Source organism: Lysinibacillus sp. NPDC093197 (genome assembly GCF_044754025.1).
Lineage (GTDB): Bacteria > Bacillota > Bacilli > Bacillales_A > Planococcaceae > Lysinibacillus.
On record NZ_JBIVOH010000004.1, the window covers coordinates 218,446 to 240,541 of the forward strand.

At 38.3% G+C, this 22,096-nt stretch carries 22 protein-coding genes and 1 tRNA gene; 2 read left to right on the forward strand and 21 right to left on the reverse strand.

Translation table 11 applies throughout. The features are described 5' to 3' along the window. Positions 1-55: 55 nt before the first annotated feature. From secG to ACIP9G_RS13405, 12 genes are all read right to left on the reverse strand, one after another. Complete coding sequence (secG, locus tag ACIP9G_RS13350) at positions 56-283, reverse strand: preprotein translocase subunit SecG (RefSeq protein WP_173479464.1); 228 nt, start codon at positions 281-283, stop codon at positions 56-58. Positions 284-895: 612 nt separating this feature from the next. Further along, positions 896-2,188, reverse strand: coding sequence for a phosphopyruvate hydratase (gene eno, locus ACIP9G_RS13355; RefSeq protein WP_401019990.1), 1,293 nt, complete (start codon positions 2,186-2,188; stop codon positions 896-898). Between the two features lie 2 nt (positions 2,189-2,190). Continuing rightward, on the reverse strand, positions 2,191-3,732 hold the full coding sequence (gene gpmI, locus ACIP9G_RS13360) for a 2,3-bisphosphoglycerate-independent phosphoglycerate mutase (protein WP_340822540.1): 1,542 nt from the start codon (positions 3,730-3,732) through the stop codon (positions 2,191-2,193). Further along, positions 3,725-4,486: a triose-phosphate isomerase gene (gene tpiA / locus ACIP9G_RS13365; protein ID WP_401019993.1), complete on the reverse strand. Its 762-nt coding sequence runs from the start codon at positions 4,484-4,486 to the stop codon at positions 3,725-3,727. The genes gpmI and tpiA overlap by 8 nt, the downstream gene beginning before the upstream one ends. A 17-nt stretch (positions 4,487-4,503) precedes the next feature. After that, complete coding sequence (locus ACIP9G_RS13370; RefSeq protein WP_401019995.1) at positions 4,504-5,688, reverse strand: phosphoglycerate kinase; 1,185 nt, start codon at positions 5,686-5,688, stop codon at positions 4,504-4,506. A gap of 350 nt (positions 5,689-6,038) precedes the next feature. After that, positions 6,039-7,055 (reverse strand): type I glyceraldehyde-3-phosphate dehydrogenase, encoded by a 1,017-nt coding sequence (gene gap / locus ACIP9G_RS13375; protein ID WP_340822535.1) that lies wholly within the window; start codon positions 7,053-7,055, stop codon positions 6,039-6,041. Positions 7,056-7,092: 37 nt separating this feature from the next. Then, on the reverse strand, positions 7,093-8,121 hold the full coding sequence (locus ACIP9G_RS13380; protein ID WP_401019998.1) for a sugar-binding transcriptional regulator: 1,029 nt from the start codon (positions 8,119-8,121) through the stop codon (positions 7,093-7,095). 231 nt (positions 8,122-8,352) lie between these two features. Then, complete coding sequence (locus ACIP9G_RS13385; RefSeq protein WP_255313811.1) at positions 8,353-8,475, reverse strand: hypothetical protein; 123 nt, start codon at positions 8,473-8,475, stop codon at positions 8,353-8,355. A 314-nt stretch (positions 8,476-8,789) separates the two neighbouring features. Further along, the gene (locus ACIP9G_RS13390; protein ID WP_340822530.1) at positions 8,790-9,026 is read right to left on the reverse strand and encodes a glutaredoxin family protein; all 237 of its coding nucleotides are present in this window, start codon (positions 9,024-9,026) and stop codon (positions 8,790-8,792) included. Between the two features lie 305 nt (positions 9,027-9,331). Further along, positions 9,332-11,608, reverse strand: a complete 2,277-nt coding sequence (locus tag ACIP9G_RS13395; RefSeq protein WP_401020002.1) for a S9 family peptidase — start codon at positions 11,606-11,608, stop codon at positions 9,332-9,334. Between the two features lie 422 nt (positions 11,609-12,030). Further along, positions 12,031-12,798 (reverse strand): TPM domain-containing protein, encoded by a 768-nt coding sequence (locus ACIP9G_RS13400; RefSeq protein ID WP_340822528.1) that lies wholly within the window; start codon positions 12,796-12,798, stop codon positions 12,031-12,033. Then, the gene (locus ACIP9G_RS13405; RefSeq protein ID WP_340822527.1) at positions 12,798-13,379 is read right to left on the reverse strand and encodes a LemA family protein; all 582 of its coding nucleotides are present in this window, start codon (positions 13,377-13,379) and stop codon (positions 12,798-12,800) included. The genes ACIP9G_RS13400 and ACIP9G_RS13405 overlap by 1 nt, the downstream gene beginning before the upstream one ends. 160 nt (positions 13,380-13,539) lie before the next feature. Here ACIP9G_RS13405 and ACIP9G_RS13410 point away from each other — a divergent pair, with 160 nt between their 5' ends. After that, positions 13,540-14,154, forward strand: coding sequence for a spore coat protein (locus ACIP9G_RS13410; RefSeq protein WP_340822526.1), 615 nt, complete (start codon positions 13,540-13,542; stop codon positions 14,152-14,154). Between the two features lie 51 nt (positions 14,155-14,205). Here ACIP9G_RS13410 and ACIP9G_RS13415 read toward each other — a convergent pair whose 3' ends face one another. From ACIP9G_RS13415 to ACIP9G_RS13430, 4 genes are all read right to left on the reverse strand, one after another. Next, entirely contained in the window at positions 14,206-14,928 is a 723-nt protein-coding gene (locus ACIP9G_RS13415) for an amino acid ABC transporter ATP-binding protein (RefSeq protein WP_401020005.1), read from the reverse strand. Beyond that, the gene (locus tag ACIP9G_RS13420) at positions 14,925-15,629 is read right to left on the reverse strand and encodes an amino acid ABC transporter permease (RefSeq protein ID WP_401012929.1); all 705 of its coding nucleotides are present in this window, start codon (positions 15,627-15,629) and stop codon (positions 14,925-14,927) included. The genes ACIP9G_RS13415 and ACIP9G_RS13420 overlap by 4 nt, the downstream gene beginning before the upstream one ends. A 91-nt stretch (positions 15,630-15,720) precedes the next feature. Then, a complete protein-coding gene (locus ACIP9G_RS13425) occupies positions 15,721-16,515 on the reverse strand; it encodes a basic amino acid ABC transporter substrate-binding protein (RefSeq protein WP_340822523.1) in 795 nt (264 codons plus the stop codon). A gap of 504 nt (positions 16,516-17,019) precedes the next feature. Next, positions 17,020-17,094 (reverse strand) — tRNA-Arg (locus ACIP9G_RS13430). Positions 17,095-17,401: 307 nt separating this feature from the next. Between ACIP9G_RS13430 and clpP the strand changes: the two genes are divergently transcribed. Beyond that, on the forward strand, positions 17,402-17,989 hold the full coding sequence (clpP, locus tag ACIP9G_RS13435; protein ID WP_024363901.1) for an ATP-dependent Clp endopeptidase proteolytic subunit ClpP: 588 nt from the start codon (positions 17,402-17,404) through the stop codon (positions 17,987-17,989). A 301-nt stretch (positions 17,990-18,290) separates the two neighbouring features. Here clpP and ACIP9G_RS13440 read toward each other — a convergent pair whose 3' ends face one another. The 5 genes from ACIP9G_RS13440 to ACIP9G_RS13460 all read right to left on the reverse strand — a co-directional run bounded on the left by ACIP9G_RS13440 (position 18,291) and on the right by ACIP9G_RS13460 (position 22,042). Further along, positions 18,291-18,548 carry an HPr family phosphocarrier protein gene (locus tag ACIP9G_RS13440; protein ID WP_340822520.1) on the reverse strand — a complete coding sequence of 86 codons (258 nt, stop codon included), beginning with the start codon at positions 18,546-18,548 and terminating at the stop codon, positions 18,291-18,293. A 109-nt stretch (positions 18,549-18,657) separates the two neighbouring features. Then, positions 18,658-19,605, reverse strand: coding sequence for a DNA-binding protein WhiA (gene whiA, locus ACIP9G_RS13445; RefSeq protein WP_173479448.1), 948 nt, complete (start codon positions 19,603-19,605; stop codon positions 18,658-18,660). A gap of 90 nt (positions 19,606-19,695) precedes the next feature. After that, positions 19,696-20,667, reverse strand: a complete 972-nt coding sequence (locus tag ACIP9G_RS13450; protein ID WP_340822518.1) for a gluconeogenesis factor YvcK family protein — start codon at positions 20,665-20,667, stop codon at positions 19,696-19,698. A gap of 4 nt (positions 20,668-20,671) precedes the next feature. After that, positions 20,672-21,565, reverse strand: coding sequence for an RNase adapter RapZ (rapZ, locus tag ACIP9G_RS13455; protein WP_340822516.1), 894 nt, complete (start codon positions 21,563-21,565; stop codon positions 20,672-20,674). Positions 21,566-21,574: 9 nt separating this feature from the next. Further along, complete coding sequence (locus ACIP9G_RS13460; RefSeq protein ID WP_340822515.1) at positions 21,575-22,042, reverse strand: NUDIX domain-containing protein; 468 nt, start codon at positions 22,040-22,042, stop codon at positions 21,575-21,577. Between the last annotated feature and the right edge of the window lie 54 nt (positions 22,043-22,096).

Consider the following 22,096-nt stretch of genomic DNA (forward strand, 5'->3'; position numbering starts at 1 on the left):
TGAAAATAAAAGAAAACGCCCAACCATTCTAGGTTAGGCGGAATATCTTCAACTATTATATTTTTGCAATAGCGATTGCTAAAAGAAAGAATAAAATTGATAAAACAATTGTTGCACGGTGAAGAATTAAATCCATACCACGTGCTTTTTGCTTTCCAAATAGTTGTTCAGCTCCACCCGAGATGGCACCTGACAAGCCTGCACTTTTACTAGATTGTAATAAAACTACGACAACCAATGCTAATGATACGATAACTAAAGCTATTAATACTGCTGTATGCATCCACTGCACCTCCCGAACTTTGAAACATCACAACACACTATATTATAACAAATAAAGGTTCCCATGACAAACACAGATTACAAAATGGTATTACTTTTCCAAATACTATGTACAATACATAAAAGAAATTGACTTAAAAATTATTAAAAAGGAGAAGACTCAGTCTACTTTACTGTTATTATACAAAAAAATATAGAAATATTTCAAATCCAAAATGCAGTGCCTGGCACCCAAACAATTTCGAATTTTTCTGCATTTATACTCCTGCTTAGAACACCATGTAACACGCGCTTTCCGCGGGCTTTGCGACTTACAACATGCCTGCGAAAAATCTAAAGTGCCAGGCACTCACACAATTACACCAGTGAAGAGCGGTGACTCCTGCTCCGAACGCATGCAAAGTAAGACGCAACAATCCGCGCGCTAGCGAGGGTTGCGGCTTACTATGTGTCCGCGGAAAGCGCCGCCCGCAAAGGAAATCAACGTTGTAGAACTCTCCGTCTCAATTACGCGCTCAGCTTATTCATTTACTCAAAAAAATTGCCTCGAAAAGCACATTCATGCTTTCGAGGCAATTTTCATCAAAGGAACTGCTAGTTACTAGCCGTTCACTTATTTTAAGTTATAGAAAGTTTTTAAACCAAGATATTCTGAAGTTGCACCAAGTTGATCTTCGATGCGTAAAAGTTGGTTGTATTTTGCAACGCGATCTGTACGAGATGGAGCACCTGTTTTAATTTGACCAGCGTTTGTCGCAACTGCGATATCAGCGATAGTCGCATCTTCTGATTCACCAGAACGGTGAGAAATAACTGCTGTGTAACCAGCACGTTTCGCCATTTCAATTGCTTCAAATGTTTCTGTTAACGTACCGATTTGGTTTACTTTAATTAAAATTGAGTTACCAACACCTTGCTCAATACCAGCAGATAATTTTTTCGTATTTGTTACGAATAAATCATCTCCTACTAATTGTACGCGAGCGCCAATGCGGTCTGTTAATAATTTATGACCAGCCCAGTCGTTTTCGTCTAAGCCGTCTTCGATTGAGATGATTGGGTATTTAGAAGTTAACTGTTCGTACCAGTCCACCATTTCTTCAGAAGTTTTCACAACGCCTTCACCATCTAAATGGTATTTGCCATCTTCTTTGTTGAATAATTCAGAAGACGCAACGTCCATTGCTAATTTCACTTCTTCACCAGCTTTGTAGCCAGCTTTTTCGATTGCTTCAAGGATCACTGTGATAGCTTCTTCGTTTGAACCAAGGTTTGGAGCGAAGCCACCTTCGTCACCTACAGCTGTGTTGTAGCCTTTGTCTTTTAATACTGCTTTTAAGCTATGGAAAATTTCAGCACCCATACGTAATGCATGACGGAAGTTTTCTGCACTAACAGGCATTACCATGAATTCTTGGATGTCTACGTTGTTATCCGCATGTGCACCACCATTTAAGATGTTCATCATTGGTACTGGTAATTGTTTTGAGTTGAAACCGCCAAGATATTGATAAAGAGGTACATCTAAATAATCTGCTGCAGCATGTGCAACTGCCATTGATACACCTAGGATTGCGTTAGCTCCTAGTTTACCTTTGTTTTCTGTGCCATCTAGCTCGATTAAAGCTTTGTCGATTACTACTTGGTCAAGAACTGAGAAATTACCTTCTAATTCTTGTGCAATAATTGTGTTGACATTTTCGATTGCTTTTAATACACCTTTGCCAAGGTAACGTGATTTGTCACCATCGCGTAATTCTACCGCTTCGTATTCACCTGTAGAGGCACCTGATGGCACGATTGCACGACCAAAAGCACCTGATTCTGTAAATACTTCAACTTCTACTGTTGGGTTCCCACGTGAGTCTAAAACTTCGCGCGCATAAACTTGTGTAATAAATGGCATAATTAATTCTCCTCTTTTTCGATAAGTGATTTACCTGTCATTTCAATAGGTTGTGACACCTCTAATAATTCTAACATGGTTGGCGCTAAATCGGCTAAAATGCCACCATTTCTTAACATTAAATTTGCTTTCGTCACAATTACTGGAACAGGGTTTGTTGTATGAGCTGTCATCGGATTTCCTTCTAACGTTACAACCTCGTCAGAGTTACCGTGGTCAGCTGTAATAATAGCTGCTCCGCCTTTTTCAAGCAGGGCATCTACTACTTTCCCTAGACATTCGTCGACAACTTCGATTGCTTTAATTGTTGGCTCTAGCATTCCACTATGCCCCACCATATCAGGGTTCGCAAAGTTTAGAATGATGCCATCAAATTTGTCAGCTGCAATCGCTGCAAGCAATGCGTCTGTTACTTCATAAGCACTCATTTCAGGTTTCAGATCGTATGTCGCAACTTTTGGAGAAGCGATCAAAATACGTTCTTCACCATCGAATTTCTCCTCACGACCGCCACTCATAAAGAATGTAACATGTGGATACTTTTCTGTTTCTGCAATACGAAGCTGTGTTTTGCCATTAGAGGCTAACACTTCACCAATCGTATTTTTTAAGTTGTCATTTTCATAAGCAACTTGTGCGTTTACTTCATCACTATAATGTGTAAACGATACGAATTTTACATTTTGTGGATGTTTTGCTGATAAGGTAAAACCGTCAAATGACGTATTCGTAAATACTTTCGATAATTGAATAGCACGGTCAGGTCGGAAATTAAAGAAAATAACTGCATCATTATCTTCAATTGTCGCAACTGGCTCTCCATGTTCCTGGATGCTAAATGGAATAACAAACTCGTCAGTTACTTCACGCTCATAGGATTCTGTTACGCCACCTTTTGCGCTTTCCGCCGTTTGTCCAACCCCATCAACGAGGGCATTATATGTTAATGCTACACGATCCCAACGTTTGTCACGATCCATCGCATAATAACGTCCATGGATTGAAGCAAATTTACCAATGCCAATCGAAGCCATTTGTTTTTCAGTTTCTTCAATATAGCCGATAGCTGTTGTTGGTCCAACATCACGACCATCTAAAAATGCATGCACAAATACTTCGTCAAGCCCTTGTTCTTTTGCTAGCTTTAGCAGTGCAAACATGTGCTCATAATGGCTATGTACACCGCCATCTGATAGTAAACCCATGACATGTAGCTTTGATTGATGTGCTTTAACGTGTGCTACCGCATCTAAAAATGCTTGATTCGTAAAGAAGTCTCCTTCGCGAATCGATTTATTTAAACGCGTTAAGCTTTGATACACGATACGGCCAGCGCCGATATTTAAGTGTCCAACTTCAGAGTTCCCCATTTGACCGTCTGGCAACCCTACTGCTTCACCTGAAGCTGTTAAAGTTGCATGAGGGAATTGGTTCCAAAAGCGATCAAAATTTGGTTTCTTTGCTTGAGCAACTGCATTCCCAAAAGTTTCATCACGGAATGCAAAACCATCTAAAATAATTAATGCTACTGGCTTTTTAGGCATTTGCTGCCGCCTCCAATAATTTTAAATATGAATCAGCTTGTAAGCTGGCACCACCGACTAGCGCTCCATCGATATGCTCTTTTGACAATAATTCTTTAATATTATCAGGCTTTACGCTACCGCCATATTGAATACGTATAGCTTCTGCTGTTGCGTTATCATATAATTTTTCAACAACTGCACGAATGGCACCACATACTTGGTTGGCATCTTCTGCTGTTGCTGTTTTCCCTGTGCCGATTGCCCAGATAGGCTCATAGGCAAGAACCATATGCTCCACGTCCTGTGCAGCAAACCCTGCAAGAGCTGCTGTAATTTGACTAGCTACCTTTTGCTCTGTCGTACCTGCCTCACGTTCTTCCAGTGTTTCACCACAGCAAATAATTGGCACGATATTATGTGAAAGTGCTGCTGCCACCTTTTTATTGATAGCCTCATCTGTTTCGTTATAATATTCACGTCGTTCGGAGTGTCCTAATATCACATAATCTACCTCAACGCTCGCAAGCTGCGCCGGGCTAATTTCACCTGTAAACGCACCTTCATTTTCGTAATGCATTGTTTGAGCACCGATGGCTAGTTCAGATTCACTAGCGACCTGCACAAGTGTTGGTAGAAAAAGTGCCGGTGCGCAAATAACAGCATCTACTTTGTCATTGGAAGGAAGATTATCCTGCACGCTATCGACAAACTGAATTGCCTCTTCAAATGTTTTATACATTTTCCAGTTACCTGCAATAATTGGTTTACGCATCGTTATGCTCCTATCTATTATTTATCGTTTAATGCCACAATACCAGGAAGCTCTTTGCCTTCCATTAATTCAAGTGAAGCGCCGCCACCAGTAGAAATGTGGTCCATTTTATCAGCTACTTCAAATTTTTCTACTGCTGCTGCGGAATCTCCGCCACCAATTACAGTATAGCCAGCAGTTGCTGCCATCGCGTCTGCAACAGTTTTCGTACCATTTGCAAATGGTTCTAATTCAAAAACGCCCATTGGTCCATTCCAAATAATTAATTTTGAATTTTGAATAACTTCTGCGTAGCGAGCAGCTGTTTTTGGTCCAATATCAAGACCCATCCAATTAGCTGGGATAGCATCTACATCGACAACTTTAGTCTCCGCATCTTTTGAAAATTCATTGGCTACCACTGCATCAATTGGCATATGTAACTTCACGCCTTTTGCATGTGCTTTTTCAATGAACGATTTTGCTAGTTCAATTTTATCTTCTTCTAATAAAGATTTACCGATATCATGCCCTTGCGCTTTAATGAAGGTAAATGACAGACCGCCACCAATAATTAAGTGGTCTACCTTTTCAAGTAAGCTCTCAATAACGCCGATTTTATCTTTTACTTTTGCGCCACCAATAATAGCAGTGAAAGGACGCTCAGGATTTGATAATGCTTTACCTAGCACATCTAATTCTTTTTGCATAAGGAAGCCTGATACAGCAGGAATGTGTTTCGCAATACCTTCCGTTGAGGCATGTGCACGGTGAGCAGCACCGAAGGCATCGTTAACATAAACGTCCGCTAGTTTAGCAAATTGTTCTGCAAGTGCAGGGTCGTTTTTCTCCTCACCAGTATGGAATCGTACGTTTTCCAGTAGAACGATATCGCCGTTTTGCATATTCGCAACAGCTGTTTCTACTGCTTCACCGATTGACTCATCCAATTTAGTAACAGGTTTAGCTAAAATTTCTGCAAGGCGGATACCAACTGCAGTTAAACGCATATCTTCTTTTACTTCGCCTTTTGGACGACCTAAATGAGACGCTAAAATAACTTTTGCGCCTTGTTCTACTAAATATTCAATCGTTGGAATGGCTGCGCGGATACGTGTTTCGTCTGTAATTACCCCATCTGCCATCGGTACATTAAAATCGACACGTACGAAGACGCGCTTACCTTTTACATCAATATCTTTCATTGTTTTCTTATTTAACATGAAGAAACCCCCTTCAAAGTTTTGTAGTACGGACATAATAAAATGTGCTCCACCCATCTTGGCTTTACACACTTTGGACCAAGTTAAAATATACCTTTATTAGCTTTTATAGTAGCAAAAGTAACGTTCGGTGTCTCGTAAAAGACAAGGTGACTACTACCAGTTTGCACAATAGCAAGTCATCCATATTTTATCCAAGATATTTGTATTTAAAAAGGAGTAGGGTAAACGTCCCCTACTCCTATTACCCTTGTTTATTATATCTTTTCGATATTATAAAGGCTATACTTTTTGTGCGTAAAAAGCCGTATTATGTCACACTTTTTACTTCAAATTGCGAATTATGACACTTATTTATGATTTAATCCTTGTTGTGCGATATATAATGCAAGGTCCATTAAACGAGTAGAGTAACCAATTTCATTATCGTACCAAGCAAGAACTTTCACCATGCTATTTTCTAAAACCATTGTTGAAAGGCCATCAACAGTTGAAGAGTTATGGTTGCCATTATAATCAATTGATACTAATGGTAGTTCATTGTAGCCTAAAATACCTTTTAGCTCATTTTCTGAAGCCTCTTTTAAAGCCGCATTAATCGAATCTTTTGTTACATCTGCTTTAAGTTCTACAACTAAATCCACACATGATACGTTCGGTGTAGGAACACGCATAGAGAATCCATCAAGCTTACCTTTTAATTGAGGTAATACTTTAGAAACGGCTACTGCTGCTCCTGTTGTTGTTGGAATCATTGACACTGCCCCTGCACGTGCACGACGTGGATCAGAGTGCGGGAAGTCAAGGATACGTTGATCGTTTGTATATGAGTGAATTGTTGTCATCATACCGCGTTCAATGCCAAATTTCTCATCTAAAATTTTAGCTACTGGCGCTAAGCAGTTTGTTGTACAAGATGCATTTGAAATGACATCATCTGTTTTTGGATTGTAATCTTCATGGTTAACACCCATTACGAATGTTGGCATATCGCCTTTAGCTGGTGCAGATAAAATCGCTTTTTTAGCACCTGCTTCAATATGCTTACCTACCTCTTCCATTGAGCGGAAGCGACCTGTACATTCAAGTACAACGTCTACACCAAGCTCACCCCAAGGTAATTGTGCTGGGTCTTTTTCAGCGTATACTTTAACCGTTTTTCCATTCACTACGAAAGAATCTTCATCTGCATTGACTTCAGCATCATAAATACCGTGTACAGAATCGTATTTTAATAAGTGTGCAAGTTGACCAGCATCTGTTAAGTCATTCACTGCAACTACTTCAAACTCATCATGTTTCATTGCTTCACGAAATACTAAACGTCCAATACGACCAAATCCATTAATTGCTAACTTTAATGCCATTGTCAATTCCTCCAATAATGTTTTATTGATTTATTTTTTACAGTAAACGTTCAGCGATTGCTTTCGCAGCAGCTTCATCTGTTATAAAAATCGTCTGCTTCGGCGCTACCTTAAAGTAAGATAGCATTGCATTCACCTTTTGTTTTCCTGCTGCAACCGCAATAATATGCTTACATTTTTCAACTTGTTCAAGTTGAATTCCAATTGTACGAATACGATGTACAATTTCTCCTTCGGCATTGAAATAATAGCCGAATGCTTCACTAACAGCACCCTTTTCCTCGAGAATACGTAAATCTTCGACCGATGAATTACGACGAATCGCCATTTCTTCAGCAGAGCCAATACCATGAATAACGCAATCAGCGCTGTCATAGTAAGCCATTATTTCTGTAACCATTGGCTCCATTAACATTGCCTGATATGCCTGTTCACTTAAATGCTCGGGTAAAAACAATGTACGGTACTGTGCTTCCATCTGCATAGCAAATGTTGCAACGAGTGTATTAGCCTGCATTTGCATTTCATGTCCGATACCACCACGAGCTGCAACAAATGTTACATTGTGCTGACCGTCAACTGGTTGTAAAAACTGCGCTAGCGAAGCCACTGACTTTCCTCCAGTAACAGCTACTACTTGCTCATTAGCAATAGTCGAAAGAAATTGCTGTGCCGCTTCTTTTCCAAGTAATGTTAATACGGTTTCATCATCGTTATAATCACCTGGAACAACAAGCACATGCTGTAGCCCTAAATGGTTTTCGAGCGCCTTGCCAAGCTGCGTTAGACCAGACCATTCGTAAACTAATGCTCTAAGCTGTTCAATAACTAATTCACCATCACTCGTACATACCATACCCGACTTTTGGGAATCTAATAACCCTTGATCACGTAAAATATCTGTTTCTTTACGGATTTCACGCTCTGTCATCTTGAGTGACTCTGCTAGTGTTCGTCTCCCAATTGGTTGCATTAACTGAACCGATTGCAAAATACGGTATCTCGATTGTAGAAGTGGATTCATTTCTGGAAGTAGTCTTTGCTGTGCCTCAGGTACAGTTAACATCTATATCTACTCCCTCTCACTTTAATGGGACAAATATCAACCCACTATACTAAATTGTGTCCCACTCGTAATTTTATTATAATATGCTTTAAGAAAAAGAGCAAGTAAATAATGGTATGGGTTGCTTTTACACACTTTATACGCTATCGACATAAGGTTTGTAAAAAAGCGTTATTTATAAAAATAAAAAAATCCCGCAACCAATTTATTTGGCTGCGGGACTACATGTTTTTATTTAGTGAAAGATAATACGGCGTTTTTCTTGAAACCTGCTAAAGCTTTTGTTGCTTCCGTTTTGTTTGTGTATTCAAAAATACGAACGTCCTTTTGTTCAAATACTGTAATAACCCACATAGTCAAATCTCCCTTTAAGTTTATTTTTGTAATATAACAACCACGTAATAATGTGATACTTTTGATTAACTGTTTTATAACAACCTCTTACTTGATTCCTATTCTACTCCAATTTTTTCAAAAATAAAGCTTTGTGTGAAGTTCTTCACAAACTGTTCATATTCATAACGCTTTCATTGAACAATTTGTGAATAACGTGAATTACAGGTTTAATTATATAATAGAAGGAAAACAAAAAAACCCGCTCTTCACGAGGTGAATAACGAATTTTTTAAGTGTTATATTTTTTTAATTTTATAGATTAGATACATCGGTTATTCACTGCACAAATGCTCCATCAATGTTGCATAGTCTAGATTGCCATACTGTATGACTTCTCCATCCTTTTCTACTACTGGTATCATCAACATATATTTTTCGTGTACTGCATCGTCTTTTTCTATATCGATGACGTCGATTGAGAAACCTAGTTCTTCTTGAACAAGCTTTAATGTACGTAATCCTTCTACACAAAGCTCACAATGCGAACGACTAAAAAAAGTCACATTCATTAACACACAACCCCTTCCTATTTAGGTGTCAGGCACTCAAACAATTCTGAATTCTCATGCCACTCCTATTAAAGTTTACCAAGTAAAGTAAGACACAACAAACCGCGCGCTCATGAGGGTTGTGGCTTCAGAGCGCTGAGCGGAAAGCGAAGTGGATTTCTACTATTTAGGAGCTGCTCATTAAGTGCCAGGCACTCAAACAATTTGAGTGCCTGGCATACCTGGGCCCGCGGAAATCGATGGCTTATAGATATTTAAATGAAAAAAGACTGTGCAAGTGAAATTTCTGCACAGCCTCATTATCGTTATTTTTTTAAATGACTATCAAAGAATTTAACCATTGCATTATAGAATTCAATGCGGTTTTCTTCGTTTTGGAAGCCATGTCCTTCATTTTCTTTCAGCATATACTCGACATCCACACCTCTTGCACGTAATGCTTCAACGATTTGATCAGATTCTGCCTGATTTACACGCGGATCATTTGCACCTTGCGCAACAAATAATGGAGTTTTAATTTTATCAACATGGAAGACTGGTGAAACTGCTGTTAACAGTTCTTTGTCTTTCTCTGGATGCCCTACACGCTCATAGAACATGTTACGCATAGTTTCCCAATATGGAGGGACTGTATCTAGCAATGTGAAAATATTCGATACACCAACATAGTCAACTGCTGCTGCATATAAATCAGGTGTAAACGCAATACCAGCTAAAGTTGCGTAACCTCCAAATGATGCACCATAAATACCGATGCGGTCAGGATCAGCAATACCTTGATCGATTGCCCATTGAACGCCATCTGTAATATCATCTTGAATTTTCAGACCCCATTGCTTATTACCAGCTTGTAAAAATTCTTTTCCGTAACCCGTAGATGAACGGAAATTCACTTGTAACACAGCATATCCTCGGTTTGCAAGTAGCTGTACTTCTGGGTTAAAGCCCCACATATCACGAGCCCATGGACCACCATGTGGATTCACGATAAGCGGTAAGTCTTTAGCTTCTTTGTTTTTCGGTAATGTTAAATAACCGTTAATTGTCAGACCATCACGGCTCTTATAAGAAACTGGATGCATTTCTGCAAGCTCTTCTGATTTTAACCAAGGGCTTAATGTTGCTAGTTCTGTCATTTCATCTGTAGTTGAGTCATAGTAATAATATTTGCCGTACACAGTGTCACTAGACACGCTGACGATGAATTTTGTCATTTCTTTATTGTAGTCGTTGATGCCTAGTTCGCTTTCTTCAACACCTAGCTTGTTTTGAATTTTGCGGAATAACTGCTCAAATTTCTCATCGAAGAATTGGTAATGTGCTTTATCTGTTACATATGCACCGTATAAAATTTTATCTTGCTCACTACTATATAATACACCCGCTACGTCTACTTCTTCATTAGACATAATGACTTCTTCGTTACCTTCAAGATCATATTTCACTACTTCAACTTTATCTCTGCCTTTATTAGAAGTTGCGTAAATATGCTTATTATCTTTAGAGAACGCAAGTGGCGTTACTTCATCGCCCGCTGCCATTTCAATAAATGGCTTGAATTCGTCTTTTTCTGTATCACGATATAGAATCATGCCTTCTACACCATCAGAAACAACTGCTATACGAATATTACCATCTCGGTCAGCTAACCAATCTGCGATGTTACCAGGATTTTTTGCAACATGTTTTGTTTCGCCTGTCTTTACATTTAGCTTGTACACATCGAACACTGTTGCATCTTCTTTATTCATCATAATTAAAATCTCATCTTTAACACCTTGTAATCCACTTAATACCCCTACTGTTACACCTGGATAAGGCGTTAAATCTTTTTCTTCTTTTCCATTAAATGTAGAAGAATAAATGTGGAAGTTTTCATCTCCACCTTTATCTTTGGCATAAAGCAATGTATCATCTTTCCAGAAGAATCCAGAAATATCACGATCTTTTGAATTAGATACACGAACAGGTTCACTATCATCATTCATTTTTTTCACGAACACATTTGAACGGTTTTCCCATGCTGAAGCAAACGTAATGTAATTACCATCTGGTGAAAGCTGATAGCCGAAGTTTCCTGGATTTTTCATAAAATCCTCTACAGAAATTTCTTTAACACCTTCGTTACTAGCACCGTTTTTTAAACTCTTAAATGTAGTAAATATTTTAGTAGCGTCTTGTTTTGAAATTGTTTCACTATTTTCTGAAATACTATTAAATAAGCCTAGCTTATTTGCTTTTTCCAGATAGTCTGCTAGTGTTACTTCTTTTTCTTCTTTATCAAGAGCTCTTACTAAAATTCGTGCAGCTTCATTACGTTTAATCGCACTACTTAGGTTTTCTAATTCTCCATCTTTAACCCACTTATTAATTACTTCTTGACGCATTGATTCTGAGCCATGTTGGAATGTTAAAGATGTTACAGCTAAATCAAGAAATTCTTTTGCTGTTAGGCGCTCCTCTTGTGCAATAGTAGTATTGCTAGTTTCATTAGCAGCGCGTACTTCCTGTACTGAAACAGGATAAACAACAGATGCTGTTAAAATGACCGCTAAAGATGCTGATAAAAATCTTTTTTTCAAAGTAATTCCTCCTTATATCAGTGTTCGTTATATCGTTTGTCGATACAATGAAATTATAACAAAATTAGTTAATTTGTCAATAATTGATAATACTTATTTATTTATCCTTTTTACCCAAATGAAAAGGACCCTCCTATTAAGGAGAGTCCTTTGATAAATTGTTTCGGTGCCTGGCACTTAAACAATTTAGTCCTTCTAAAGCGGAAAAATCCACTTCGCTTTCCGCGGGCACGTTGTAAGCCACAACCGTCGCTGTCGCGCCGTCTGTTGTGGCTTACTTTGCGTGCGTTCCCGCAGGAGTCTTCGTGGATTTTTTCTTAGTTAAGTTTTCAGAATTGTTTGGGTGCCTGGCACTGTTGTGTGGGTGCCTGGCACTCACACAATTGGCACCCACACAATTGCGTTCAATCATTTCCACTCGATTAAAACTTTCGGCTGGCGCCGCCGCCGGCAGATGATCCACCGCCGAAGCCTCCAAAGCCTCCGCCTCCGCCACCTCTGCCAAAACCGCCTCCAAAGCCTCCACCAAAACCTCCTGGATAACCTCCCCGTCCCCTTGAACGTGGTCCGCCTCCACCATTTGAGAAGATAATGAAAACAAGCACTATTATAACGAGTAACACAAATAGCCAATTGGGCATCGATTCATCCTCCACTGCTTGTGCTGGCATCTCACCGTCCCAATTATATTCTTTTGCTACAGTTTGAAATAATTCGGCATATGTTGCTTGAAATGCTTGATCGACTTCACCGTTACTCGCGTATGGATAAAAAGCATCGTCTAAAATACGTCCTAATTTCCCATCCGGTAACGCACCTTCTAGACCTTGGCCAACAGCAATAACTACATCATTATTTCCTTGTCCTTGCCCAAATGTAGCCAATAATAGGACACCATTGTTTTTCTTTGCATCTCCAATGCCCCATGCACGAATTAATTTCGTTGCATACATTTTAGCCTCTTGCCCTTGAATGCTATCCACCGTTACAATCATTATTTCTGCACCTGTACCTTTATCTAATTGCTCTGAATAATGATTGAGTTCTTCCTTTACAGAAGTTGAAAGCACATTTGCAAAATCATGAATGTACGTATTTTTCATTGGTGTAGGTAACTGTGCTAACGCACTATTAGCTGTTACAAGCCACATTAAACAAGCAACTAAAAACGTTACTGTCAAACGTTTCATTATTGTTTACCTGAATCACTAAAATCAACTGCAGGTGCTTTTTCAGCTCCGGCTGCTGCCTTAAAGTATTCCTTTTGTTCGAAGCCAAACATACCTGCGATAATATTACCAGGGAAGCGTTTTACTTTTTTATTAAAGCCTTGTACTTCATTATTATAATCTTCACGTGCTACTGCTAATCGATTTTCAGTCCCTGCAAGTTCATCCATTAATTGACGGAAATTTGCATCGGCTTTTAAATTCGGATAATTTTCTACGACTACAAGCAATCGACTAAGTGCACCGTTTAATGCATCATTGGCACTCGCTTGTTCCTCTGGTGTTTGTGCGTTCCCCATCTGTGCACGAGCCTCTGTAATGCTGGCAATGACTTCTTGCTCATGATTAGCATATCCTTTTACAGATTCCACTAAATTCGGAATTAGATCATAGCGGCGTTGTAGTTGATTTTCGACTTGAGCCCACTTCGAATCAACATTTTCCTCCGCCGTCACAAGGCCATTATATTTTGGAATAAATAGTAAAGCTAATACAGCTAAAACAATGATGATTATTCCCACAGGTCCAAGTACTTTTTTCAATTTTATATCCTCCCTTAACTTTCTTTTCTTATACCTCTAATGTGTTACAAAAAAACATCACTATGCTAAATATATGCAAACGGATTTATATCGTATGAAACAGGACTAACAAGACATACTAAAAACTGCAACAAACTATACAATTCAGGAGGCGTTTTTTTTGTCACAATCTTTTTATAATGAATCAAATGATGCAACAACACCTAACCAACAACAAAGCCTAAATCATGGTGGCCACGAAGTTATGGACATGCATGAAACAATTGGCGAAATAATCGCTGGACTAAACCTATCCATTATTTTACGTCCGCAAGTAAAAGATCCAGAACTACTTAGCATTTTGGATAATCAATATAATTTCACGCTCGGTATGTACAATACGATTGTGGAATCATTTAAAACAGGGCATGATCCTTCCGTTCCAACTGGTCGCTATGAAATGCAGACAGGGAACAACTTCCAATATGGCATTAAGCCCTCTCAGCCGAAAAAGCCAATGCAAAATGCAAGTGAGATAAATGATGAAGTTATTTCTGGCTTCTTACTTGGTGCACATAAAGGTTCAGCTAAATGTATGACTGCAGCAGCGACAGAAACAACAAATCCAGTTGTTCGCCGTGTTGTTGCTGATAGTATTCCCAACTGTATCGAGATGGCATACGAAGTATCTATTTACCAAAATAAGCATGGCTATTATCAAGTGCCACAATACACGCAACAAGATATGCGTGCAATGCTTGATGCCTATGCAACCACTACAAATCCCCTCCATTAAATGCCAAAAAACCATTCATCGCTTTCGCTTTGAATGGTTTTTCCATTTTCATTATAGAACTTTTCCTAAAAAGGCTTTTGTACGCTCATTTTTCGGGTTGCCAAAGATGTCTTCTGGTGTCCCTTCTTCTACAATATAGCCACCATCCATAAACACAACACGATCTCCTACTTCTCGTGCAAAGCCCATTTCATGTGTCACTACAATCATTGTCATACCTTCAGATGCTAGATTTTTCATAACATCTAAAACTTCTTTCACCATTTCTGGATCAAGTGCTGAAGTTGGTTCATCAAATAAAATAGCTTTAGGTTTCATCGCTAATGCTCTTGCAATCGCTACGCGTTGTTGTTGTCCACCTGAAAGCTGCTCAGGATAGTTGTAAGCTTTACTATCTAGACCGACTTTTTGCAGTAGCTCATGGCCAAGTTTCTCTGCATCCGTACGATTCATTTTTCGAATTTGCATTGGAGCCATTGTTACATTATCAATTACATTCATGTGAGGGAACAAATTAAATTGTTGGAATACCATACCGACCTCTGCTCGTATAGCATTTATATTCGTTTTTGGTCCATTTACCTTCACATTCTCTATATAAATTGCTCCATCCGTCACCTCTTCTAGCATATTAATGCAACGTAAAAAAGTACTTTTCCCTGATCCTGATGGTCCAATTACACAGACAACTTGCTTTTCATGTATTTCATAATCGATGCCCTTTAGCACTTCTAATTTTCCAAAGTATTTGTGTAAGTTTTCAATTCTAATCATCTTGCTTCTCTCCCTTCCGCTTTACGAGGGACATAGCTATTGCTGAATCGTTTTTCAATAAATGCTACTACTTTTGTTACAACATATGTTAAAACCAAGTATAGTAATGCAGCTACAATATACGGTTCCCAGAAACGGAAGCTCGCACCTGCCACAACTTTACTTGCATATAAAATATCTGGCGCTGCAATAACCGTTACTAAAGAAGAGTCTTTTAATAATGCAATAAATTCATTACCAAGCGGTGGAATCATACGTCTAAAAGCCTGTGGTAAAATAACTTTTTTCATCGCTTGATTGTGTGTTAGGCCAAGCGAACGCGCTGCTTCCATTTGTCCTTTATCAATGCTTTGAATACCCGCACGGAATATTTCTGCATTATAGGCTGCACAGTTTAATACTAGTGCGGTAATACCTGACACCATATATCCTAATGAATGGCCAAAAATCGTTGGGATAACCGCTAAATGAATTAATAAAATTTGCACTAGCATTGGTGTTCCACGGAATAAATCTACATATAGTTTACATGGCCAGTAAATAAACTTATTTTTAGATACTTTCCCTAAACCTAACAGTAAGCCTAAAATAATACCACCAAAATAACCACTGAGCGTTAAGATGATTGTTATACCAATACCACGGATAAACATATCACGGTAGTTCCAAACTATGTCCCAGCGTAAATCAAAGATGTCCATTAGAACCCCTACTTTCCCTATCAATTTCTCTACTAAATACGCTAATAAATCAAATGTGCCGCTAGCATGATTAGGCTAACGGCATCATCCATTACTTAAAGTCCTTACCAGTAATTTCTTTTAATTTACCATTGTCTTTAATTTTTTGTAGACCTTCATTTAATAGGTTTAATAATTCCGTATTGCCTTTTTTCACCATAAAGCCGTAGTATTCTTTTTCAAATGCATCATCTTCAATTACTTTAAGTTTTGCTTTTGGGTTAGCTTTAATATATTCATAAATAACTGCATTATCGCCAATTGTTGCATCAACGTTACCGTTTAACATTTCTTGAATAGCAACAGGTTGGCTTTCGAATGCCATAATGTTTGTGCTTGCATCACCTTGTAATTTTTTTGCAGCCATATGACCAGTTGCATTTATTTGTACTGAAATCTTTTTATCTTTTAAATCTGCTAATGAAGTAATATCCGAATCCTCTTTAACTACGATTAATAATTGAGATTCATAATATGGCTCTGTAAAATCAAATGAAGCCTTACGTTCTTCATTAATAGTAATACCCGATGCACCGATGTCTGTTTCACCATTTTTAATTGTTTGGAATACAGGCTCCCAACCAATGTTTTCCCATTCCACTTTAATGCCCATTTCGTCTGCAATCGCTTGCAAAATATCGACATCTAATCCTACAATATTCCCTTTATCGTCAATCGATTCAAATGGTGCAAAAGTAGCCTCTGTACCTACCTTATAAACTTTATCCTTGCCGCCGCCACCAGAACCTGCGTCACCAGATGATGCATCATCTTTTGCACCACAGCCAACTAGCACAAGCGTAAATGCTGCTACAATCATCAATAACGTCCAAAAACGTTTTTTCATAATTTTTCCCCCTAAACGATTAATATTTTCCGACTAATTCATTTTTATCAATTCGGAAATGTTAGACTATTAGGTCAATTATAGTGTCAATAGAGTTGATATACAATACGATTTCGCATAAAAGTGATTATTTTTTCATAATAATGAATTTTACTATACAGAACGGAGAGAAATTATGTAATAAAAACAATATCTATGTCTTAAAATGTATACTTATGCAATTCTAAGATGATTTTTATGCTAAATTTAGATATTTTTGGCCACAAAAAAAGAATCCCCTCAGATAGGATTCTTCTTTTGGGCTAGCATGCTAGCCTCACGATCAGTATGTTCACTAAAAAACTTTTTGGAGTTCTTGCTTTTGATGGTTTAGAAAGGAATAAATATGGGAATAATGCCTACGGGACAGATTTCCACCATATTCCTCTCTTTCTCCACTAAGAAGGCTGCTAAGCTACTTAATAGGAGAATCGAGCTATAAAAGTAAATCAATAAATCAGTAAATGGCGCCCTCGGAGGGAATCGAACCCCCAGTGCAAGAACCGGAATCTTACGTGTTATCCATTACACCACGAGGGCAATTGAACATAAAAAAAAAGTACTCACTCTTAGGCTTTACGGTAAAGCATCGTGTAGATAATCCTCATTGTAGAAGCATACCTACAAAATAGTGTACTGTACTTTAACTTACGACCTTTCTATTATACAAACGTATTGCCCATAATTCAACTATAAATATTAATTTTTATTATGGATTTAATTTCTTAATATCAGCGTTAATATTTGACCTTCCCTGACTATAATGTGTATGATAAGGTTACAACTGAAATATAATGGATGATTTCAGTAAAAGTATTCGAATTTAGCTTTTTAAGGAGGATTTAACATGAATTTAATTCCTACAGTTATTGAACAAACAAGTCGTGGTGAACGTGCTTATGACATTTATTCACGACTACTAAAAGACCGTATTATCCTATTAGGAAGTGCAATTGATGACAACGTTGCAAACTCAATCGTTGCGCAGCTTCTATTTTTAGAAGCAGAAGATCCGGATAAAGACATTTCTCTTTACATTAACTCACCAGGTGGTTCTATTACAGCTGGTATGGCAATCTACGATACAATGCAATTCATCAAGCCAAAAGTACAAACAATTTGTATTGGTATGGCTGCATCAATGGGTGCTTTCCTACTTGCTGCTGGTGAACCTGGTAAGCGCTATGCATTACCAAATGCAGAAGTAATGATTCACCAACCACTTGGTGGTGCACAAGGTCAAGCGACTGAAATTGAAATTGCTGCAAAACGCATTTTATTCCTTCGTGAAAAATTAAATGGTATTTTATCTGAGCGTACTGGTCAGCCACTAGAAGTCATCTCAAGAGATACTGACCGTGATAACTTCATGACAGCTGAACGCGCAAAAGAATACGGCTTAATCGACCATATTTTTGTACGTAACGAACGCTAATTAGAAAAAACCGTTAAGTCCATGCGACTTAGCGGTTTTTTTATAGGTGCCAGGCACGCAAACAATTCTCAAACAATTTCCATGCTAGCCAATAGCTTGCCAAGGGAAAATTTACTTAGACTCCTTTGGGAATACACGCAATGTAAGACGCAACAATTCGCGTGCTAACGAGGGTTGTGGCTTACGGTGTGTCCTAGGAAAACATCCACCCGTAGCGGAAATCAACGACAGCAGATCAAAAACCTCTAAGTCACGTGGACTTAGAGGTTTTTTGTTTTTAATATGCTAAGCATGTCTTTGCTTAGTCTTCTTTTTCAATAATAGCAGCTAATGATGTAACCGCTTGCTCTGCATCGCTACCTTCACTGCTTAAAACAACCTTTGTACCTTTAGCAATAGCTAAGCTCATTACACCCATAATGGATTTGGCATTTACTTTTTTCTCGTCTTTTTCAAGAAAAATATCAGCACTAAAACGATTTGCTTCCTGTACAAATAACGCCGCTTGTCTAGCTTGTAGTCCTAATTTTAATTTTACCTGGACTGTTTTCTCAGTCATTCGCAATTCTCTCCTTCACTACCGTTCATCTATTAGTTTTATATTACCGCACTTAGCAGTAGAAGAACAATAAGCGATTGCACTAGCTTTCTGTCTTTTGTATGAAAGCTTAACCGCCTATTTTTTCACCTCTTCTTAATGCATCTGCTATTTCGTCTATTTTACGCAATCGATGGTTAACTCCTGATTTACTAACCGTTCCACTTGATACCATTTCACCAAGTTCTTTTAACGTTACATCTTGATATTCCACACGTAAGCGTGCAATTTCACGAAGCTTTTCAGGCAGCTGATCCAGCCCTACTGAATTTTCGATAAAGCGAATATTTTCTACCTGGCGTAGTGCAGCGCCTATCGTTTTATTCAAGTTTGCTGTTTCGCAGTTTACAATACGATTAACACTATTTCGCATATCGCGTAATATACGAACATCTTCAAATTTCATCATTGCTTGATGAGCTCCGACAATGTTTAAAAAATCGGAAATCTTTTCCGCTTCTTTTAAGTATGTCACAAAGCCCTTCTTTCGTTCAATTGTTTTTGCATTCAACTCAAATTCATTCATCAAATCCATTAATGCTTCACCGTGTTCTTTATACAAAGAATAAATTTCTAAGTGATAGGCAGACGTTTCTGGGTTATTTACCGAGCCACCTGCTAAAAATGCTCCACGTAAGTAAGCTCTTTTATGGCCACTCTTTTTAATAAGCTCTTTAGAAATCGTGTGATTGAATTGGAAATCATCCGAAATTATCGCTAAATCAATGAGTAACTCACGCGCCCCTTCTCGCACACGACATATATAAACGTTGTTCTTTTTCAAACGCATTTTTTTACGTACAAGTAGCTCGACGTTATAGGGGTACAACTTCTTCATAATTGTGTAAAGCCTTCTAGCGATTGCAGCATTTTCAGTCTGCACGTCTAAACTAAGTTGCTTGTTAGCAAAAGATAATGAACCATTCATACGAATTAAAGCAGATACTTCTGCTTTCATACAATAATCGTCCGCTTCTACTTGCGTCAGCTCTTTTTTCGTTTCTGAAGCAAATGACATATTACGCCCTCCTTTCGACCTTTATTTCTATGTATATGTTCATCTTACCATATACAACAAGCATTCTTTAGGACTCTATTGTAGGCTTCCTTACTTTTTCGGTAAGATTTTTGCATAATCCACAAGCCATTGTGCTACATTTGCAGAATTATGGCGAACTGTCCCATCTGGTCGAATGGTTGCAATATCACGTTTAATAACCTCTAATCCCATACTTTCCAGCTTACCAACATCAAATGTTACGGGCTCCGCACATTCTTCTTTATACAGCTCTTTAACGGGGTGCGGAAGCTGTTCATCATTTACTAAAATAGCATCAATAAAAGAATTTCCAACATGCTTGTGAATAGCTTCAACATGGTCACCTGCTGTATATGAAATCGTTTCACCTTTTTGGGTCATTAAATTACATACATAAATTTTTCGTCCCTTGGCTCTTACTACAGCTTCTCCAATTTCTTTTACTAGCAAATTAGGAATAATACTCGTATATAAGCTTCCAGGTCCTATTAAAATATAGTCAGCTCGATTAATGGCTCGTATTGCCTCCGGTAGCGGTTGCACATTGTCAGGCACTAAAAAAACGCGGTTAATGCGCTTTCCAGCAGTTGGAATTTTCGACTCCCCTTCAATGACTACCCCATCTTCTAATTCGGCATTTAAAGTAATTTTTTTATTAGCCGCTGGAATTACTCGGCCATGTACTTTTAAAACTTTTCCCATTTCGCTAATAGCATGGCTAAAATCTCCGGTAATATCGGTTAATGCCGTTAACATTAAATTGCCAAGAGAATGACCATTTAAATCCTCTGATACCGAAAAACGATATTGAAACATTTGCTCAACGAGTGGCTCCACATCCGATAATGCAGCGATGACATTACGAACATCACCAGGCGGAGGGATATCGTAATCATCACGTAAACGTCCTGAGGAACCACCATCATCCGCAACTGTTACAATTGCAGTGATATCAAACGGGTGATGCTTTAAACCACGTAGTAACGTAGAAAGGCCAGTACCACCACCTATTACAACTAGCCTTGTATGCTTTTTCCCCATTCACTCAATCCTTTCTTCGATTGATGTCACGGTGCGATATCACAGCATTTTCTTTTTTGGCTAAGCAAGCGCCAAAATATTCTGCTAAAGTCACCGAACGATGCTGTCCTCCTGTACAACCAAAAGCAATGACAAGTTGTGATTTCCCCTCTTGTTTATAAAGCGGTATCATAAATTCAAACAAATCCGTTAGTTTTTGAATAAGGATTTGTGTATCCTCTAACGCTAATACATAAGAAGAGACTTCAGTTTGCAAACCTGTTTTAGGGCGCAATTCCTCTACATAATAAGGATTTTTTAAAAAGCGCACATCAAATACTAAGTCTGCATCTATTGGCATACCGTGTTTATATCCAAAGGACATAATATTAATTGAAAAAGTATGATCTGCATCACTTGCAAATTCCTTAACGATTTTCTCGCGTAGCTCTTTTGGTTTCATGTTAGACGTATTATAAACGAAATTAGCGCGACCTTTTACTTCTGATAGAAGTACGCGTTCTTGTTTAATACCATCTAGCGGTAAACCAGTTACAGCTAATGGATGCGCTCGTCTAGTTTCCTTATAACGTCTTACAAGCGTTGCATCATCTGCATCTAAAAATAAAATGCGTACAATGATGTCGCCTTCTTTTAATATTTGGTCGAGCGCACCAATAAGCGAATCAAAAAAGTTGCCGCCACGCATATCCATGACAGCTGCAATACGTGTAATATTTTTACCTGAATCCCTTAGTAAAGTTAAAAAAGTCGTGAGTAACGCTGGTGGTAAATTATCAATACAGTAATACCCTAAATCCTCAAAGCTTTGAATAGCTACGGTCTTCCCAGCTCCAGACATTCCTGTAATAATGACCAATTCATGTGTACATTGTTGACTTTCAACCACCACTGTCATGCAGCTCCTTTATTGTTCTATTGATATTTGTATTTTCTCATGAAGCAATTCAAAATCTTTCGTGTATTCGAATGTGCCGTACTGAATGCCTGATTGCGAAACAGCAAATTGTAAATTTGTTCGATCACCTTCAGCCATCGGCAAATGTTTTAAATCCCCAACTGGGTGCCATGCAAGCTTACCTTCTCTTGTTTCTTCGAATGGTACTCCTTCTATATCTTTCGCCATAAAAGTATAGAGCATCCATTCATCCACCTTAACGTTATCTTCTTTAATAATCATCGTATATACACCCTTTAGATGCGCGTTCAATGGTATAACATTTGTTTCTTCCTGAAACTCACGTAAAGCAGCCTCATAAATCGACTCACCGCTCTCCATTTTTCCGCCTGGTGCTACATACCAGCCCCGTCTCGGCTTTTGAAGTAATAATACTTTGCCGTCTTTTACGGCAATTAAGTTTGCAATTCTTTGCATAGACACACCTCTAATCTCTTTTGCATTATATTTTTTATTATAGCAAGACCTATC

What these genes read in the sequence shown, in the direction of transcription:
- secG (WP_173479464.1), bottom strand. Translation starts at nt 283, where the DNA reads ATGCATACAGCAGTATTAATAGCTTTAGTTATCGTATCATTAGCATTG.
- eno (WP_401019990.1), bottom strand. Translation starts at nt 2,188, where the DNA reads ATGCCATTTATTACACAAGTTTATGCGCGCGAAGTTTTAGACTCACGT.
- gpmI (WP_340822540.1), bottom strand. Translation starts at nt 3,732, where the DNA reads ATGCCTAAAAAGCCAGTAGCATTAATTATTTTAGATGGTTTTGCATTC.
- tpiA (WP_401019993.1), bottom strand. Translation starts at nt 4,486, where the DNA reads ATGCGTAAACCAATTATTGCAGGTAACTGGAAAATGTATAAAACATTT.
- ACIP9G_RS13370 (WP_401019995.1), bottom strand. Translation starts at nt 5,688, where the DNA reads ATGTTAAATAAGAAAACAATGAAAGATATTGATGTAAAAGGTAAGCGC.
- gap (WP_340822535.1), bottom strand. Translation starts at nt 7,055, where the DNA reads ATGGCATTAAAGTTAGCAATTAATGGATTTGGTCGTATTGGACGTTTA.
- ACIP9G_RS13380 (WP_401019998.1), bottom strand. Translation starts at nt 8,121, where the DNA reads ATGTTAACTGTACCTGAGGCACAGCAAAGACTACTTCCAGAAATGAAT.
- ACIP9G_RS13385 (WP_255313811.1), bottom strand. Translation starts at nt 8,475, where the DNA reads ATGTGGGTTATTACAGTATTTGAACAAAAGGACGTTCGTATTTTTGAA.
- ACIP9G_RS13390 (WP_340822530.1), bottom strand. Translation starts at nt 9,026, where the DNA reads ATGAATGTGACTTTTTTTAGTCGTTCGCATTGTGAGCTTTGTGTAGAA.
- ACIP9G_RS13400 (WP_340822528.1), bottom strand. Translation starts at nt 12,798, where the DNA reads ATGAAACGTTTGACAGTAACGTTTTTAGTTGCTTGTTTAATGTGGCTT.
- ACIP9G_RS13415 (WP_401020005.1), bottom strand. Translation starts at nt 14,928, where the DNA reads ATGATTAGAATTGAAAACTTACACAAATACTTTGGAAAATTAGAAGTG.
- ACIP9G_RS13420 (WP_401012929.1), bottom strand. Translation starts at nt 15,629, where the DNA reads ATGGACATCTTTGATTTACGCTGGGACATAGTTTGGAACTACCGTGAT.
- ACIP9G_RS13425 (WP_340822523.1), bottom strand. Translation starts at nt 16,515, where the DNA reads ATGAAAAAACGTTTTTGGACGTTATTGATGATTGTAGCAGCATTTACG.
- clpP (WP_024363901.1), top strand. Translation starts at nt 17,402, where the DNA reads ATGAATTTAATTCCTACAGTTATTGAACAAACAAGTCGTGGTGAACGT.
- ACIP9G_RS13440 (WP_340822520.1), bottom strand. Translation starts at nt 18,548, where the DNA reads ATGACTGAGAAAACAGTCCAGGTAAAATTAAAATTAGGACTACAAGCT.
- whiA (WP_173479448.1), bottom strand. Translation starts at nt 19,605, where the DNA reads ATGTCATTTGCTTCAGAAACGAAAAAAGAGCTGACGCAAGTAGAAGCG.
- ACIP9G_RS13450 (WP_340822518.1), bottom strand. Translation starts at nt 20,667, where the DNA reads ATGGGGAAAAAGCATACAAGGCTAGTTGTAATAGGTGGTGGTACTGGC.
- rapZ (WP_340822516.1), bottom strand. Translation starts at nt 21,565, where the DNA reads ATGACAGTGGTGGTTGAAAGTCAACAATGTACACATGAATTGGTCATT.
- ACIP9G_RS13460 (WP_340822515.1), bottom strand. Translation starts at nt 22,042, where the DNA reads ATGCAAAGAATTGCAAACTTAATTGCCGTAAAAGACGGCAAAGTATTA.